Source organism: Bradyrhizobium sp. SZCCHNGR1005, from assembly GCF_032489995.1.
Lineage (GTDB): Bacteria > Pseudomonadota > Alphaproteobacteria > Rhizobiales > Xanthobacteraceae > Bradyrhizobium.
This window is the reverse complement of sequence record NZ_JAUEZC010000002.1, coordinates 952,844-968,652: the sequence shown is the minus strand read 5'-3', so window position 1 is coordinate 968,652 and position 15,809 is coordinate 952,844. Positions and strand designations below refer to the sequence as shown.

Here is a 15,809-nt window from a genome sequence, read left to right as displayed (position 1 = left end):
TAACGCTTTCCGCGCATGGAGATTTCGAATGCAGGCAAGGCTGATCGGCGTGGTCCTCGGCGCCGCGCTCTCGGTGAGTTCGGCCCTGGCCGAGACCGCGAACCCGAACGACTGCCTCGGAATCGACTGGGACGACACGCGTCCCCTGACGGTCGCGAAGGTCACGGCGCAGCCGCGGGTCAACTTCATCAAGAGCCCTTATGATGACGACTTCAAGGCTTCGACCTGCCCCGCCGCCACGGAGGCCTGCCGGAGAGCGGCCTATCTCGTGACCAATGATCTCGTGCTCGTAGGCAAGGTCTCCGGCGAATTCACCTGCATCACCTATCAATCGCCGACGGCGAAAAAGCAGACCTGGAGCAGGGGTTGGCTGCCGAACGCAGCGCTGACCACTGTCGCACCGATGACCACTCCGACGCTTTCGGACTGGCTCGGCAGCTGGGAGCATCCGGGCGGCGGCATCACGATCGCCAAGGGCGAAGGCGGCAAGCTCAGGATCGACGGCGTGCAGGTCGTGCCGACCGCGCGCGACTTCCACAATGGCGCGATCGGCGCGCAAGCCGCGCCGAAGGACGGCATGCTTGCATTCGTGGACGACGGCAGCACGCCGTTCGAGCGCCCGAATCAGGGCGACGAATGCCGCGTCCGCATGCAGCGGATCGGCCTGTGGCTGCTGGTCGAAGACAACAACGATTGCGGTGGCGCCGGCGTCACATTTACCGGGCTTTACCACCGCAAGTAACAGATGCGACCATCAAGAGCCGTCGCGCCGCAGGCCCGCGAGGCTCAATAGCAATAGCGCGGATGCACCCGGACATAGGCGCCGTCCGGGCGCTGCAGGTAGCAGCCTCTCTGATAGTAGTAATAGCCGCCACGGCGGCGCTCGCCTTCGGCGGCGATTGCAGCACCAGTGCCGGCACCGAGCACCGCGCCGATCGCCGCGCCGCGGCCACCGCCGATCGCGCCGCCGATGATCGCACCACCGGCGCCACCCAGGATGGCACCGCCCAACGCATCTTGCGCTGCAGCCTCATGAAGCGGCGCGGCAAGCGCGAGCCCGAGCACGGCCAACGTCCCGAAGCGCGTCGCGATATGTCGGATCATGTTAACCCCTCCATTTCAATTCGAAATTGCTTACACCATTCGTGGCTACGGCTCTTTGGCGTAGATCAAGGCACGGTCAAGGCACCGATCGCAAAGTTGACGTGATGATCACTGTCGCAGCATCATCAGCGGATTGGCGCTGTCGGGCACCAGCCGCCACTGGGCGTTGTCATCGGCCTCGAAGCGCCAGGTCTCGCCTCGGTCGGACATCAGGATCATCTGACCGTGCTCGAGCCGCCATTGCGTCGGCGCAAAGGCCGCGACGGCGGCATCGCATTTCGGTTTGAGAAACACCTGGAAATTGTCGTTGCCTGCGTCGTTGTTGGTGAGCGTGAGCCCGCAGATCGTGTCGCCATTGCCGCGCACCATGGCCCAGTCGCCGATCATCTGGTCCATCGACTTCGCCAGTGAACGCGCCGCCGCCAGGTTCTGCAGGATGTAGACACCCTCGCCTTGGCGCACGCCCTCGAAGATTCCGGTCTCGACTTCGGTGAAATCGATCACGGCTTCACCGGTCGCATCCTGCAGCCGCACGATGTCGAGCCCCCTCACGTTCCAGCCGACGATGTCCTTGGTGAAGGGCAGCGCCGCGGCGCAATTCGGCTCGAGCTCGAGCTTTAATCCACGCGGCGACGAATCCGGCTTCAATGTCACGACGCAGGTCTTGCTGCGCTCGGTCGTCGCGAGCTCCCATTGCCCGATCATCGCCTTCTTCAAGCCCGCGGCATCCTGCGCCGCGACCGGCGCAGGATGCACGCAGCCGAGCAGCAGCGCGAAAAGCAACGGGAGAAGGCGAAGCATCAGCGACCTTTCACCGGCGTTTCCGCCACCGGCGTCAGCGGCGGCTTGCCGGCAAACCAAGCCTTGAGATTGTCGACCACCAGCTGGTCCATGGCATTGCGTGTTACCACCGCGGCTGAACCGATATGTGGCAGCAGCACGACATTTTGCATGCTCTTCAGCTCGTCCGGAACGTTCGGCTCCTTCTCGAACACGTCGAGGCCCGCAGCCAGGATGCCGCCCGACTGCAGGGCGGCGATCAGCGCCTGCTCGTCGATGACGGAACCGCGCGCAACGTTGATGACGACGCCGCTCGGCCCGAGCGCCTTCAACACCTCGGCATTGATCATCTTGTTGGTGCCGGCGCCGCCGGGCACGATGACCACGAGCGTATCCACCGCCTTGGCCATCTCGATCAGGTCCGGATAGTGCTGATAGGCGACCCCGGCCGCGGGTTTCCGCGAGTGATAGACCACCGGCACCTTGGAGGCATCGAGGCGCCGCGCGATCGCTTGGCCGATCCGCCCCATGCCCACCATCCCCACCGTGCGGTTGCGCAGCGAGCCGACGGAGAGCGGATAAGGCTGAGCCAGCCAGAGGCCGGACCGCACGTAACGATCCGCCTTGATGAACTCACGCAAGGTGGCGATCAGAAGCCCCAACGCGACGTCGGCAACCTCTTCGGTCAACACGTCCGGCGTGTTGGTAACGACGATGCCGTTCTGGCCGGCATGCGCCGCGGCGATGTTGTCGTAGCCGACGCCGAAGCTTGCGATGATCTCGAGCTTCGGAAAGCGCGCCATGGTCGCGGCATCGGCCGTAACCGTATGGAAGGTCATGGCGATGCCGCGGATCGACTCGATCGCGCCGGCCGGGAGCCGTTCGAGATCGCCGCGCGTCTCGGCGAAATGCAGATTGAAATTGTCCGGAAAGCCTTTTTCGAGGATCGGCCGCAGCGGCCCGTAGATCAGAAGGTCGATCTTGTCAGACGGAACAGCCGCCATCACATGTCCTTTCCAAGCGCACTTTCATGCCAGCGCCGCAAAACCAGGTGCGAAAATAGCGCCAGCGCGGCGTAGATGACAATCCCGGCTACCGACAACAGGACCAGCGCTGCGAACATGCGTGGAATGTTGAGACGGTAGCCGGATTCCGCAATGCGATAGGCGAGGCCGGAGCCGGCGCCGGCACTGCCGGCCGCGATCTCCGCGACCACGGCGCCGATCAGCGACAGCCCGCCGGCAATGCGCAGGCCGCCCAGAATGTAGGGCAGCGCCGCCGGCAGCTTCAGGTAACGCAAGGTCTGCAGCTTCGAGGCGCGATAGAGCTGGAACAGACCAAGCAGATTGCGATCGACCGAGTTCAAGCCCAACGCCGTGTTCGACAGCACCGGAAAGAAGCCGACGATCCAGGCGCAGACGACGACCGCAGTCTGCTGCGGCAGATAGATCAGAAGCAGCGGCGCGATCGCGATCACCGGCGTGACCTGCAGCACGATGGCGTAAGGGAACAGCGCGTATTCCAGCCATTTCGATTGGTTGAATAGCAATGCCAGCCCAATGCCACCGATCGCCGCTGCGGCAAAACCCTCCGCGGTCGTGATCAGCGTCGTCAGCAGCGATTGCGACAGCACGTTCCAATCTGAAACCAGCGTTTGCAGCACCAGCACCGGGCCGGGCAGCACGTAAGGCGGGATGCCGTTGAACCGAACCACGAACTCCCACATGCCCAGGCCCAAAGCCAGCACCAACACCGGCAGGACGAGGCCGAGCGCAGGCCGCAATGCCATTCCCGCGGACGCGTCCGGCGTCTGTTTGGGGAGCGGGCTCACAGGGCCGACGCTCCCGAATAGGCCGGCGCCAGCGCCTCCGATACGCGGCGGCAATGATCGGCATAGGCGACGGAGGTCCTGAAGTCGTCGCCGCGCGGCTCTTCGGCTGCGATGCGGATCTCCGCGCCCAAGCGGCCCGGCCGCGCCGTCATCACCAGGACGCGCTGCGACAGATAGACGGATTCGAACACCGAATGGGTGACGAAGATCACCGTCATGCGCAAGCTCCGCCACAATGCCAACAGATCGTTGTTGAGGCGGAAGCGGGTGATTTCATCGAGCGCCGCGAACGGCTCGTCCATCAAGAGAATCTCAGGACTGGTGACCAATGCACGCGCCAGCGACACCCGCATCTTCATGCCGCCGGACAACTCGCGCGGAAATCGCCCGGCAAAGTCGGCCAGACCGACTTGTTCAAGCGCCGCCTCGATCTTCGGCCGCGCCTCCACCGCAGGCATATGCGCAAGCTTCAGCGGCAATCCGACGTTCTCGCGCACGCTGGTCCACGGCATCAAGGTCGGTTCCTGGAACACGAAGCCGATGCTGTGATCCGGCCGTGAAGCGCTTGCGCCCTCTGCCAACATGACGCTGCCGGTGGTCGGCGCGGCAAGCCCGGCGATCAACCGCAAGGCGGTCGACTTGCCGCAGCCCGAGGGCCCAAGCAGCGAGATGAATTCGCCCCGCGCGACATCGAGGTCCAGCGGCCCGAGCGCCATCACCCCGCTATCATAGGTCTTGGTGACGCTGCTCAGCCTCACGGCCGGCGCTGGAGCGATGCGGGAAGGAACAGACGGAGACAGGTCAGCCATCGCGTGTGCGGCGTTTCGCGCGGGATCAATTCTTCGGCCGCAGATCGAGGCCGACGCCCTTGTTGACGAAGCGCAGCGTATAGGACTTGCGATAATCGATAGTGGGCTTGACCACGCCGGCCCGCACCATCTTGTCGAAGAAGCTGGTAACCCGCTCGTCGTTCATCGCGCCGATCCCGTCGCGTAAGGAATCGCCGGAATCGACGATGCCATATTCCTTCATCTTGGCGACCGAATAGGCCAGCAGATCGTCGGTCATTTCGGGATTGAGCTTCTTGATCATCGCGTTTCCGGCGGAATTGTCGCCGTAGAGATAGTGATACCAGCCGACGATCGAGGCATCGACGAAGCGCTGCACCAGATCCGGCTTCTTCTCGACCATGTCCCAGCGCGTCTCGATCAGGGTCGAATAGGTGTTGAAGCCGTAATCGGCGAGCAGGATCACGCCCGGCTTGAAGCCGGCGGCGCGCTCCACGGCAAACGGCTCGGACGTCACATAGCCCTGCATCGCGCTCTGCGGGGTGGCGATGAAGGGCTGCGAGTTGAATGTGTAAGGACGGACGTTCTTCTCGGAGAATCCGTATTCGGATTTCAGCCATTGATAGTAGCTCGAGATCCCCTCCTTGGAGACGAATAAAGTCAGCGGCTTCAGGTCCTCGAGCTTGCTGACCTTCGATTCCGGGTGGGTCAGAAACACCTGGGGGTCCTTCTGAAACATCGCGGCGATCGACACCACCGGAACGTTGTTGGCGACCGCGTCGAACGACATCAGCGTGTTCGCGGCCATGAAGAAATCGAGCTTGCCTGCGATCAGGAGCATGCGATTGTTGTCGTTCGGCCCGCCCGGCACGATGGTGACGTCGAGGCCATATCGCTTATAGGTGCCGTCGGCGAGCGCCTGGAAGAAGCCGCCATGCTCGGCTTCGGCCACCCAATTGGTACCGAAGGAGACCTTGTCCAGGGTCTCGGCCGCCGCAGGCGCAAACGTCACCGCCACGGCCAGCCAAGCCGCCGTTAACATTCGGAACAGAAGCGCCTGCGCCATGATTGGACTCTCCGGTTCATTCTGGCCCATGATGGGGTTGGTGGAGTACTAACCCGGCCGACCGACGAAAGAAACAATGCTTCCCATGCCCTTCCCGCCCCGCGACTGGACCGCCATTCATTGGCCCGAGCTGGAGACGTCCGATGTCGCGGGCTGGATCGCAGTGCTGCCGCTGGCCGCCACCGAGCAGCATGGGCCGCATCTGCCTCTCGGTACCGATATCTTGATCGCAGAAGCCTATCTCGCTGCGGTTCGCGATCTCTTATCGGACAAACTGCCGGTGACGTTTCTGCCGCTGCAACCGGTCGGAATTTCCACCGAGCACATCGATTTTCCGGGCACGCTGACCTTACCGACCGAGGTCGCGCTGAAGAGCTGGTTTGCGATCGGCGAAAGCGTGGCCCGGGCCGGCCTCAAGAAGCTGGTGATGGTCACCAGCCATGGCGGCAACAGCGCGGCCATGACGCTGGTGGCGCAGGATCTGCGCGCAGCGTTCGGCATGCTCGCGGTCACCACGTCGTGGTCGCGCTTCGGCGCGCCGGATGGTTTGTTTGCGGAGGACGAGTTGCGTTACGGCATTCATGGCGGCGCGGTCGAGACCGCGATCATGCTGGCGCGACATCCCGATCTCGTCCGCATGGATGCGATCGCCAATTTTCCGTCCGCGGGGACCGCGATGGAGGCGCGCTATCGCCGGCTGTCGACACAACGGCCGGCGCCAATGGCTTGGCAGACACAGGATCTCAATGCGAGCGGCGCGGTCGGCGATGCGGCGCAAGCGAGCGCCGAAAAGGGCGAACGCCTGATCGCGCACGGTGCGCACGCGTTCTGCGAGCTGCTTGATGACGTCGATAAATTCGACGTGAAGACGCTCGGCAGTGGCCCCGGCGCTCGCGGCTGAGGGCAAGCTAACCGCTTGCTACATAAAAGCGATTTTTTACCACCACACGCCCAGCCCTCGATTCGGACCGCGTCCGAACAGATGGACTCCAAGCGGGCTGGCGGCCACCGCGAGCAGCCCGCATCGCGTCGGCATAGCGTTGCACGGGCGTCACAGAACCGTGCCAACGAAGCACCTGCGGCATTGTGCGCGTTGAACTTGCGAATGATTCGCAATAATGGTTCCGTTACGCGTAACATGCTGCTGGGCCATTTGTGCATTATCCGGCAGAGGAGCGAGTGCGGCTCGTTTTCCTGGTGACAGGGTACGGGCAAATCAGGTCTGACTGAACCCGCAATTGTAATCGCTGCCGCGTGATGCCTTGCTTGGACCAGCCCGCTCAATGATCCGTCTCTACCCTCAAGAGTTTACCTTCGCTTGCGCTGCGCTGGGTGCCGCGGTGATGTTGGCTGACCCAGCCGGCGCGACCGATCTGCCGCTCAAGGCCAAGGCATCGCCCCTCAAGCCCGCTTATGACTGGACCGGCTTTTATCTCGGCGGCCATTTTGGTTATGGCGGCGGCAGCCTCGGGGCGGGCACCAATCCCATTCCCATGCAGGGCGTGCTGTTTCCACATAGTGTGACCGGCCTGATCGGTGGCTATCAGATCGGCTACAACTATCAATTGGCCAACCGGGTCGTGCTCGGGATCGAGACGGATGCGTCATTTCCGAGCCCCGTCGATCAGATCGCGGTTGCACGGCTCACCCCGACGCCGTTCAACACGATGCTCGATTATGTCGGAACGTTGCGCGGCCGCGTCGGCTATACCTTCGATCACTGGATGCCTTATGTGACCGGCGGTTTTGCCTGGGGTCATCCGCATGTCGAGGTCAATGACGGCAGCGGCGCCATGGTTGGGCAAACCCAGCTGGGCTGGGCGGCGGGTGCGGGTCTCGAATTTGCCGTGAGCGGCAATTGGACCGCCAAGCTCGAATACGACTATATCGACTTGGCGCGCCGCAGCTACAATCTTGACCGCTTCGGCCTGGCGCCGGTGACGGTCGATCCGCAACTGCATCTGGTCAAGGTCGGCCTCAACTATCAGTTCGGTGACAGCCTTTGGTCACCGAAGGCCTCCGAAAATCCCAAGCTGCCCGAGTCCGACAACTGGAACGTCCACGCGCAGACGACCTTCCTGCCGCAAGGCTATCCCAGCTTCTCATCCCCCTATAGCGGTCCGAACAGCCTGCCCGGCCGTGGTCAGCTCCAGTCCACCTGGACCACGACCGCCTTTCTCGGCGTCCGGCTGTGGGACGGCGGCGAATTCTATTTCAACCCTGAAATTGCGCAGGGCTTCGGCCTCGACGGAACGCTCGGCGTTGCCGGCTTCCCGAATGGCGAGGCCCAGAAGGCCGGCGCGGCCTATCCGCGCATTCGTGCGCAGCGCTATTACATCAAGCAGACCTTCGGCCTCGGTGGCGAGCAGGAAGACGTCGCCGACGGCCCCAACCAGCTCGCCGGCAAGCGCGACATCGACCGCGTGACCCTGGTCGTCGGCCGCTTTGCGGTCGGCGATTTCTTCGACAACAACGCCTACGCGCACGATCCGCGCGCCGACTTCATGAACTGGGCGCTGTGGGAAGCCGGTGCCTATGATTTCCCGGCCGATCTTCCGGGCTATACGCGAGGCGCGATGGTCGAGCTCAACCGCAAGGATTGGGCGATCCGCGGCGCAGTGCTGCAGGTGCCGTCACAGCCGAACAGCGACAAGCTCAGCCTCTCCGGTGGCGGAGCGGTCGTCGAGTTCGAGGAGCGCCACAACATCTTCACGCAACCGGGCAAGCTAAGGCTCGGCGTATTCGGCAATCAGGGCGTGACCGGCAATTATCGCCAGGCGCTGGCGATCGAGGCCGGCGATCCGACGCTAGACATCAACAACGTGATGGCGAGCATCCGCCACGTGAATCCGAAATACGGCTTCTATGCCAATCTCGAGCAGCAGGTCATTCCCGATGTCGGCGTGTTCGCGCGCGTGAGTTGGAATGACGGCCAGAACGAGATCCTGTCATTCACCGACATCGACCGCAGTCTCTCCGGCGGCGTCTCGATCAAGGGCAGCTTCTGGGGCCGGGCGAACGATACGATCGGCATCGGCGGCGCCATCAACGGCCTGTCGGCGGCGCATCGCGATTTCCTCGCGGCTGGCGGCACCGGGCTCCTGATCGGTGACAGCAGGCTCAACTACCGGCCTGAGCAGATTTTCGAAGCCTATTACGCCTATCAGGTCACCAAGAACTTCACGGCCACGGCCGACTACCAGTTCATCGCCAATCCCGCCTACAATGCCGACCGCGGGCCGGTCTCGATTGTCTCGGCCCGCCTGCACGCCGAGTTCTGATCGTCTCTGAAGCCTCATCTGGGTGGGCGTCCGTCTCGGATTCACCGTTGATCCAGATCAACGCCGCGAGGGAGGGACGTGGCAGCCTTTGCAGATCTTGATGCAGCAAGGCCAGCCGAGATGACGTCATCGACAAACGGCACTCACTGCGGCGGGCTCGCGGATGACGGGGCCACCTGCTCATGATCGACCTCCGCCGGAGCGATGGGCGAATTGCGGTGACCGAGGGGCTCAGCGCCGAGACCAAGGCTACGCGACCCATCCGTAAGATCGCCCTCGAAGAGCACTATTCGACCCCCGAACTTGCCAAGACATACGTCGCGAGGCCGACTCGGAGCGACACGCTATTCGCGGACATCGAACGCCGCCTCGCCGACTTCGACCAGCTGCGGCTGGAGGCGATGGACGCCGCGGGCATCGAACTTTCCGTGCTGTCGGTTACCACGCCGGGCGTTCAGGCGGTCGCGGATACTGATCTGGCAATTCGCCTCGCGCGCGAGGCCAACGACGTGCTGGCGCGGCAAGTACAGAAGCGACCGCACAGATACGCGGGCTTTGCCCATCTTCCCACACAGGATGGCGTCGCCGCCGGAGCTGAATTGGAGCGCGCGGTCAGGGAGCTCGGCTTCAAAGGCGCGCTCATCAACGGGCAGACCGCCGGGCACTATCTCGACGCCGACATGTACCTGCCGTTCTGGGAGCGCGTGCACGACCTCGATGTCCCGGTGTACCTCCATCCCGGCCAACTCGCCGACCAACCTGCGATGTTTGCGGGCCGGCCTGAGCTCGACGGACCGGTATGGGCCTGGACCGCCGACACCGCGGCGCACGCGCTGCGGCTCGTTTTCGCCGGTACTTTCAAGCGCTTTCCGCGGTTGAAGATCATCCTCGGCCATATGGGAGAGACACTGCCTCACCTGCTCTGGCGCCTGGATAGCCGCTGGGAGATGGAGCTGGGCGAAAAGCTTCCGCGCGACGATCTGCCCTCCACCATCATCCGGCGCAACATCATGATCACCACGTCCGGCGTCTGCGATCCGAATGCGCTGGTCGGCGCGATTGCCGCGCTCGGCGAAGACAGTGTGATGTTCTCGGTCGACTATCCTTATGAGGATTCGACGACCGCCGGAGCCTTCATCGAATCCGCGCCGATCAGCGAAATCGCGCGCGCTAAGGTGTGCCACGGCAACGCCGAGAAGATCTTGCGCCTATAGCCCCGCTTCAATCGATCGGAGCCGCATCGACCAACCAGAGCAGAGAGAACAGCAAACGTCAGGCCTGCAAGGAGAGAAATCGTGACCAACACCTCACGCCTGCCTGGGCTTTCGCGCCGTCATGTCCTTGCCGGGCTCGCCGCGGCGCCTGCCTTGAGCACGGCCTCCCCGGCGGCCGCACAGACAGCTGGACCGCGCTGGACACCGCAACAGGCCCAGGCCGCATTGAAAGGCGCCAAAGGCACCAAGCTGGTGCTGCTCGGCACCGGCGCCGGTCCGGTGCCCGGCCGCTCTCGGCGGATGACCTCGCACGTCATGCTTAGCAACGGCTCGGCCTATGTGCTCGATTGCGGCATGGGGGTCACGGATCAATACGCACACACCGGTATCCCGTTCAGTGCGCTTCGGTCTATCTTCATCACCCACCACCATGCCGATCACAATATCGAATACGGCCCGTTACTGATCGTCGGTTGGATACACGGTCTGTCGCCCGACGTTCGCGCCTACGGTCCGCCACCGCTCAAGCAGATGACGGAGGACTTCCTGCGCGCCTACAGGCAGACTGTCGATTTCTGGGCTGAGGACTTCCACGCGAAGCCGCTAACTGAAATCAGTGTGAAGGAAATCTCCGGCGCCGGCCCGGTGATGCAGGACGATAACGTCAAGGTCTCTTCGATCGTGGTCGAGCATCCGCCGGTAAAGCCGGCGCTCGGCTATCGTTTCGATTTCAAGGACCGCTCGATCGCCTTTTCCGGCGACACTGCGCCGCTGGAGGCGATCGCGGTGATGGCCAAGGGCGCCGACGTGCTCGTGCATGAGACCATGTACGTTCCAGCCGTGGAGAATTACGTCAAAGCGGAAATCGCCAAAGGGCAGCCGGTCAAGTTCGATGACTTCATGGCGCATATGAAAGCCGATCACACGCCATCGGAGGACGTCGGTCGTATCGCGCAGGAAGCGGGCGTCAAAACGCTGATCATGTCGCATCTCACGCCCCCGCTCGACAGCATTGCCGACGACACTTGGCGCGAGGGGGCGGCAAAATACTTCAAGGGCAAGATCATCGTCGCAAAGGACCTGATGGTCGTGTGAAACGGTCGGGGGAGTTGATCGAAACTTGGAATCTCCTCGTGCTCCGCTTCCGAGGTTCGCTTGATGCGGTCGCCAGCCGGCATTCGGGCGCGAAACGGCGGCCGCGATCCTATATAAGGGAGCCAGGATCGATTCCCGCCGTATCGGCGCAACGAAGGCTCCCATGCTCTCGGTTGAACTTGCGATCGTCATCGTCCTGATTGTGATCAACGGCCTGCTGTCGATGTCGGAGCTGGCGATCGTCTCGTCGCGTCCGGCGCGATTGGCGCTGCTGGCCGAGAAGAACATCCGAGGCGCACGGAGCGCTCTGACACTGGCCTCCGATCCCGGCAAGTTCCTGTCGACGGTCCAGATCGGGATCACACTGGTCGGCGTGCTCTCGGGCGCGTTTTCCGGAGCCACGCTCGGCCAGCGCCTGACACAGTGGTTGCTCGACCTTGGCCTGTCGCCGTCGCTCGCAGACATCGCCGGGGTCGGCCTTGTCGTGACCAGCATCACCTATGCGACTTTGATCGTCGGCGAACTGGTGCCAAAACAGCTTGCGCTGCGCGATCCCGAAGCCGTTGCCGTCAGGGTCGCGCCGGCGATGCAGCTGCTCGCAAAAGTCTCGCTGCCGCTGGTCGTGCTGCTCGATGTTTCCGGCAAGCTGATCCTGAAGTTGCTCGGCCGCAGCGGCGTTTCCGACGACAAAGTGTCCGAGGAGGAGATCCATCATTTGGTGCGCGAAGCGGAAACGGCAGGCGTGCTGGAACCCGGCGAGAAGGAGATGATCGCCGGTGTGATGCGGCTCGGCGATCGTCCCGTCGGCGCCATCATGACGCCGCGGCCCGAGGTCGACGTCATCGATCTCAACGATGATCCCAAGGCAATCCGCGAATTGCTGGCGAAGAGCCCGCATTCGCGCCTGCCGGTATCCGATGGCGAGCGCGACCGTCCGATCGGCGTGCTACAGGCGAAGGACCTGCTCGCGGCCTATTTGCGCGACGAAACACCCGATCTGCGCAGCCTGGTGCGCGAGGTGCCGATCATTCCCTCGAGCGTCGATGCCCGCGATGTGATCGCGATTCTCAAGGGCTCGCCCGTGCATATGGGGCTCGTACATGATGAATACGGAGCCTTCGACGGGGTGGTCACGGCCGCGGATATTCTCGAATCGATCGTCGGCGCCTTCACCTCCGAAGAGGGGCCACCCGAACCCGCCTATGTTCGGCGGGCAGACGATTCATACCTGATCTCGGGCTGGATGCCGCTCGATGAATTCTCCGACCTATTGTCGATCGAGGTGCCGCCACATCGCGGCTACCACACGATAGCGGGCCTCGTTTTGCAGCATTTCGGCAGCGTTCCCCACGTGGGCCAGAGCTTCGATCTCAACGGCTGGCGCTTCGAGATCGTCGATCTCGATGGCCGCCGCATCGACAAGATCCTGGCGATGCGGCTTCCGCAGGATGAGAACGGTACGCCGCCGGCAGCGTAGATTTGCGGCGGGGTCGGTTTTGATCGAGATCTACTCCGCCGCCTCGACCTTCAACACGCCGCGACGGATCTGATCCTCCTCGATCGACTCGAACAATGCCTTGAAATTGCCCTCGCCGAAGCCGTCGTCGCCCTTGCGCTGGATGAACTCGAAGAAGATAGGTCCGATCGCGTTCGCCGAGAAGATCTGCAGCAGCACCTTGGTGTGCCCGCCGTCCACGACGCCCTCGCCGTCGATCAGGATGCCGTTCGCTTTGAGGCGGGCGACATCCTCGCCATGTTTCGGCAGCCGGCTATCGATCTTTTCGAAATAGGTGGCGGGCGGCGACGGCATGAACGGCAGGCTGGCGGCCCGCAGCCCCTCTACCGTCGCATAGATGTCGCGCGCCCCACAGGCGATGTGCTGAATGCCCTCGCCGCGATAGAGCTTCAGATATTCCTCGATCTGCCCGGAATCGCCGGCGTCCTCATTGATCGGAATCCGGATCTTGCCGTCGGGACTCGTCAGGGCCCGCGAAAACAGGCCTGAGGCGCGGCCTTCGATATCGAAGAAGCGGATCTGGCGGAAGTTGAACAGCTTCTCATAGAAGCCGGCCCACACATTCATGCGGCCACGATGCACGTTGTGGGTCAGGTGGTCGATATAATAGAGGCCCGCGCCGGTCGGGCTTGGATTGCGCGCGCCGAGCCAATCGAATTCGTAATCATAGGCCGAGCCTTTGGCGCCGTAGCGATCGACAAAATACAGAAGGCTGCCGCCGATGCCTTTGATGGCCGGCACATCCAGCGTCTTCTGCGCAGGTAACACATCGGCCGGCTCCGCGCCGAGCGCGACTGCGCGATCATAAGCGGCCCTCGCATCGACCACCCGGAACGCCATCGACGGCGCGCAGGGGCCGTGTTCGGCGACGAAGCTGCAGCCATGGCTGCCCGGCTCCTCATTGACCAGATAGTTGATGTCGCCCTGGCGATACAACGTGATCGCCTTGGTCTTGTGGCGGGCAACCGGCACAAACCCCATCAGCTTGAACAGGGCGTGCAGTTGCGGGGGCTCCGGATGCGCATATTCCACGAACTCGAACCCGTCCGTGCCCATCGGATTGTCGGCCGAGATCGTGGCAGGCGGCGCATCGTGCGGAAACGGACCCATCGGCGGATTCTCCCAAATGTCGATCAGGCATCCTGGCTCACGGGACCTGCACGGGGCGTGCAAACGATTGCCATTTTCGGCCGGATGTGCACGATCCGTGCATTGGATGCAGGATTGATGCATGATTTCAGTCGACGCCTTCGATCTCAAGATCCTGGCCGCCCTACAGGACGACGGCCGCCTCACCAACCAGGAGCTGGCCGACATCGCCGGGCTCTCCGCCTCGCAGTGCTCGCGGCGGCGGATGCGGCTGGAGGAGGAGGGCGTGATATCCGGCTATCGCGCCGAACTTGCGGGTGCGGCGCTCGGCTTCGAGCTGATCGCCTTCATCCAGATCACGCTCGCGACCCATTCGCCGGACAATGCCAAGAGATTCCGCTCACTCGTCAATCGGGTCGAGGAGATCCAGGAAGCCTATGCGCTGACCGGCGATGCCGATTACCTGCTCAAGGCTGTGCTGCGCGACCTCAAGAGCCTGTCCGACATCGTCAACAACGTGCTGATGCCGCACCAGAGCGTCGCCCATGTGCGCTCGTCGATCGTGCTCGACCGGTTGAAGGAAAGCGCGAAGCTGCCCCTGCGGGCGATCGCGCGTTGAGGTCATCCAGTAACGGTTCATACTGCAACCGTCATTCCGGGGCGCGAATGAAATGAGCGAACCCGGAATGACGGGGCTCATCCGGCCGCTGCGACCGTCCCCTCAACCTCGCCGAATCCGATGCGATAGCCGTCGCCCTGACACCAGCCGCGAATGGCGAGCGAGTCGCCGTCCTCCAGGAACGAGCGCTTGATGCCATCAGCAAGCTCAACCGGCTCCGTGCCGTTCCAGCTGATCTCCAGCAGGCTGCCGCGCTGATGCTTCTCGGGACCGGAGATGGTGCCGCTTCCTAACAGGTCGCCGATGCTCATGGCGCAGCCGCTCGATGCATGATGCATCAGCTGCTGCACGCTGGACCAGTACATGTATTTGAAATTGGTGCGGCAGATCGTCTGCGCCGCCTTCATGCCGGGAGCGCGCAAGGAGACGTCGAGCTCGAGATCGTAGTTCTGCGCGCCCTTCTGCTGCAGGTAGGGCAGCGGCGTCGGTTCTTGGTTCGGCCCCGCCACGCGGAACGGCTCCAGCGCCTCCCGCGTCACCACCCACGGGCTGATCGATGTCGCGAATGCCTTGGCCTGGAAGGGCCCGAGCGGCACATATTCCCATTGCTGGATATCGCGCGCGCTCCAGTCGTTGAGCAGCACGAAGCCGAAGATCATGGCTTCGGCTTGCAACTCGCTCAGCATCTCGCCCATGCTCGAGGACTGGCCGATGACGACGCCCATTTCCAGTTCGAAATCGAGCCGCTTGCAGGGACCGAAGCTCGGTACGTCCACGTTGGGCGGCTTGAGCTGTCCGCGCGGACGCTGCACCTTGGTGCCCGACACGACAACGGTCGAGGCGCGACCGTTATATCCGATCGGCATGTGCAGCCAGTTCGGCTGCAGCGCGTTGTCCTTGCCGCGGAACATCACGCCGACATTGGTGGCGTGTTCCTTCGACGAATAGAAATCGGTGTAGCCGGACACGTGAAACGGCAGGTGCATCGTCACGCCGGCGCGGGCGAGCACCGCGCGGCTGCGCAGCGCCTTGTTGTCGCGCAGCTCCGGATTGTCATGGCGCAACAGCTCGCTGATCCGTGCCCGCGTCTTCGACCAGACCGCGGGCCCGAGCGACATGAATGGATTTAGCGAGTCCTGCGCAAACACGTCATAAGCCGGCGCAAGGTCGATCAATCCTTCGCTCTCGAGCACGGCGAGGTCGAGCACGAAATCGCCGATGGCAACGCCGATACGACGTTGCGGCGAGTCGGCCGCCGAGAACACGCCATAGGGCAGGTTCTGGATCGGGAAGTCGGAGGCCGGATCGACCGGGATGAAAGAACGGAGCGAGGGATCGTTGGGATGGGGCAATGTCATAATCCTACTGACTCTCTCTCGTCATTCCGGCATGGCCCGACAGGGCCGGCCCCGGAATCCATACGCAC

At 63.2% G+C, this 15,809-nt stretch carries 15 protein-coding genes; 7 read left to right on the top strand and 8 right to left on the bottom strand.

Features of this window, described 5'->3' with window-relative positions; genetic code table 11:
• Window positions 1-28 precede the first annotated feature (28 nt).
• Window positions 29-742 carry a hypothetical protein gene (locus QXZ85_RS10550; protein ID WP_315701943.1) on the top strand — a complete coding sequence of 238 codons (714 nt, stop codon included), beginning with the start codon at window positions 29-31 and terminating at the stop codon, window positions 740-742.
• Window positions 743-786: 44 nt separating this feature from the next.
• On the opposite strand, the gene QXZ85_RS10545 is transcribed toward QXZ85_RS10550, so the two are convergent.
• The 6 genes from QXZ85_RS10545 to QXZ85_RS10520 all read right to left on the bottom strand — a co-directional run bounded on the left by QXZ85_RS10545 (window position 787) and on the right by QXZ85_RS10520 (window position 5,569).
• Entirely contained in the window at window positions 787-1,104 is a 318-nt protein-coding gene (locus tag QXZ85_RS10545; protein WP_315701944.1) for a hypothetical protein, read from the bottom strand.
• Window positions 1,105-1,212: 108 nt separating this feature from the next.
• Window positions 1,213-1,809, bottom strand: a complete 597-nt coding sequence (locus QXZ85_RS10540; RefSeq protein ID WP_315703117.1) for an AprI/Inh family metalloprotease inhibitor — start codon at window positions 1,807-1,809, stop codon at window positions 1,213-1,215.
• Window positions 1,810-1,904: 95 nt separating this feature from the next.
• Window positions 1,905-2,888, bottom strand: coding sequence for a 2-hydroxyacid dehydrogenase (locus QXZ85_RS10535; RefSeq protein ID WP_316165469.1), 984 nt, complete (start codon window positions 2,886-2,888; stop codon window positions 1,905-1,907).
• Window positions 2,888-3,673: an ABC transporter permease gene (locus QXZ85_RS10530; protein ID WP_315701946.1), complete on the bottom strand. Its 786-nt coding sequence runs from the start codon at window positions 3,671-3,673 to the stop codon at window positions 2,888-2,890. Before QXZ85_RS10530 ends, QXZ85_RS10535 begins: the two co-directional genes overlap by 1 nt.
• A gap of 38 nt (window positions 3,674-3,711) precedes the next feature.
• Window positions 3,712-4,524, bottom strand: a complete 813-nt coding sequence (locus QXZ85_RS10525; protein ID WP_409977475.1) for an ABC transporter ATP-binding protein — start codon at window positions 4,522-4,524, stop codon at window positions 3,712-3,714.
• A gap of 25 nt (window positions 4,525-4,549) precedes the next feature.
• Window positions 4,550-5,569: an ABC transporter substrate-binding protein gene (locus QXZ85_RS10520; RefSeq protein WP_315731342.1), complete on the bottom strand. Its 1,020-nt coding sequence runs from the start codon at window positions 5,567-5,569 to the stop codon at window positions 4,550-4,552.
• Between the two features lie 85 nt (window positions 5,570-5,654).
• Here QXZ85_RS10520 and QXZ85_RS10515 point away from each other — a divergent pair, with 85 nt between their 5' ends.
• From QXZ85_RS10515 to QXZ85_RS10495, 5 genes are all read left to right on the top strand, one after another.
• On the top strand, window positions 5,655-6,470 hold the full coding sequence (locus tag QXZ85_RS10515) for a creatininase family protein (protein ID WP_315731345.1): 816 nt from the start codon (window positions 5,655-5,657) through the stop codon (window positions 6,468-6,470).
• 442 nt (window positions 6,471-6,912) lie between these two features.
• A complete protein-coding gene (locus tag QXZ85_RS10510; protein WP_316174042.1) occupies window positions 6,913-8,850 on the top strand; it encodes a carbohydrate porin in 1,938 nt (645 codons plus the stop codon).
• 182 nt (window positions 8,851-9,032) lie between these two features.
• On the top strand, window positions 9,033-10,064 hold the full coding sequence (locus QXZ85_RS10505) for an amidohydrolase family protein (protein WP_315701949.1): 1,032 nt from the start codon (window positions 9,033-9,035) through the stop codon (window positions 10,062-10,064).
• Between the two features lie 81 nt (window positions 10,065-10,145).
• A complete protein-coding gene (locus tag QXZ85_RS10500) occupies window positions 10,146-11,159 on the top strand; it encodes an MBL fold metallo-hydrolase (RefSeq protein ID WP_315701950.1) in 1,014 nt (337 codons plus the stop codon).
• A 163-nt stretch (window positions 11,160-11,322) separates the two neighbouring features.
• On the top strand, window positions 11,323-12,636 hold the full coding sequence (locus QXZ85_RS10495; RefSeq protein ID WP_315731339.1) for a hemolysin family protein: 1,314 nt from the start codon (window positions 11,323-11,325) through the stop codon (window positions 12,634-12,636).
• Between the two features lie 30 nt (window positions 12,637-12,666).
• Here QXZ85_RS10495 and hppD read toward each other — a convergent pair whose 3' ends face one another.
• Window positions 12,667-13,785, bottom strand: a complete 1,119-nt coding sequence (hppD, locus tag QXZ85_RS10490) for a 4-hydroxyphenylpyruvate dioxygenase (RefSeq protein WP_315701952.1) — start codon at window positions 13,783-13,785, stop codon at window positions 12,667-12,669.
• Between the two features lie 121 nt (window positions 13,786-13,906).
• Here hppD and QXZ85_RS10485 point away from each other — a divergent pair, with 121 nt between their 5' ends.
• Window positions 13,907-14,383 (top strand): Lrp/AsnC family transcriptional regulator, encoded by a 477-nt coding sequence (locus tag QXZ85_RS10485; RefSeq protein WP_316174040.1) that lies wholly within the window; start codon window positions 13,907-13,909, stop codon window positions 14,381-14,383.
• Window positions 14,384-14,460: 77 nt separating this feature from the next.
• Here QXZ85_RS10485 and fahA read toward each other — a convergent pair whose 3' ends face one another.
• Complete coding sequence (gene fahA, locus QXZ85_RS10480) at window positions 14,461-15,735, bottom strand: fumarylacetoacetase (RefSeq protein ID WP_315731335.1); 1,275 nt, start codon at window positions 15,733-15,735, stop codon at window positions 14,461-14,463.
• Window positions 15,736-15,809 lie beyond the last annotated feature (74 nt).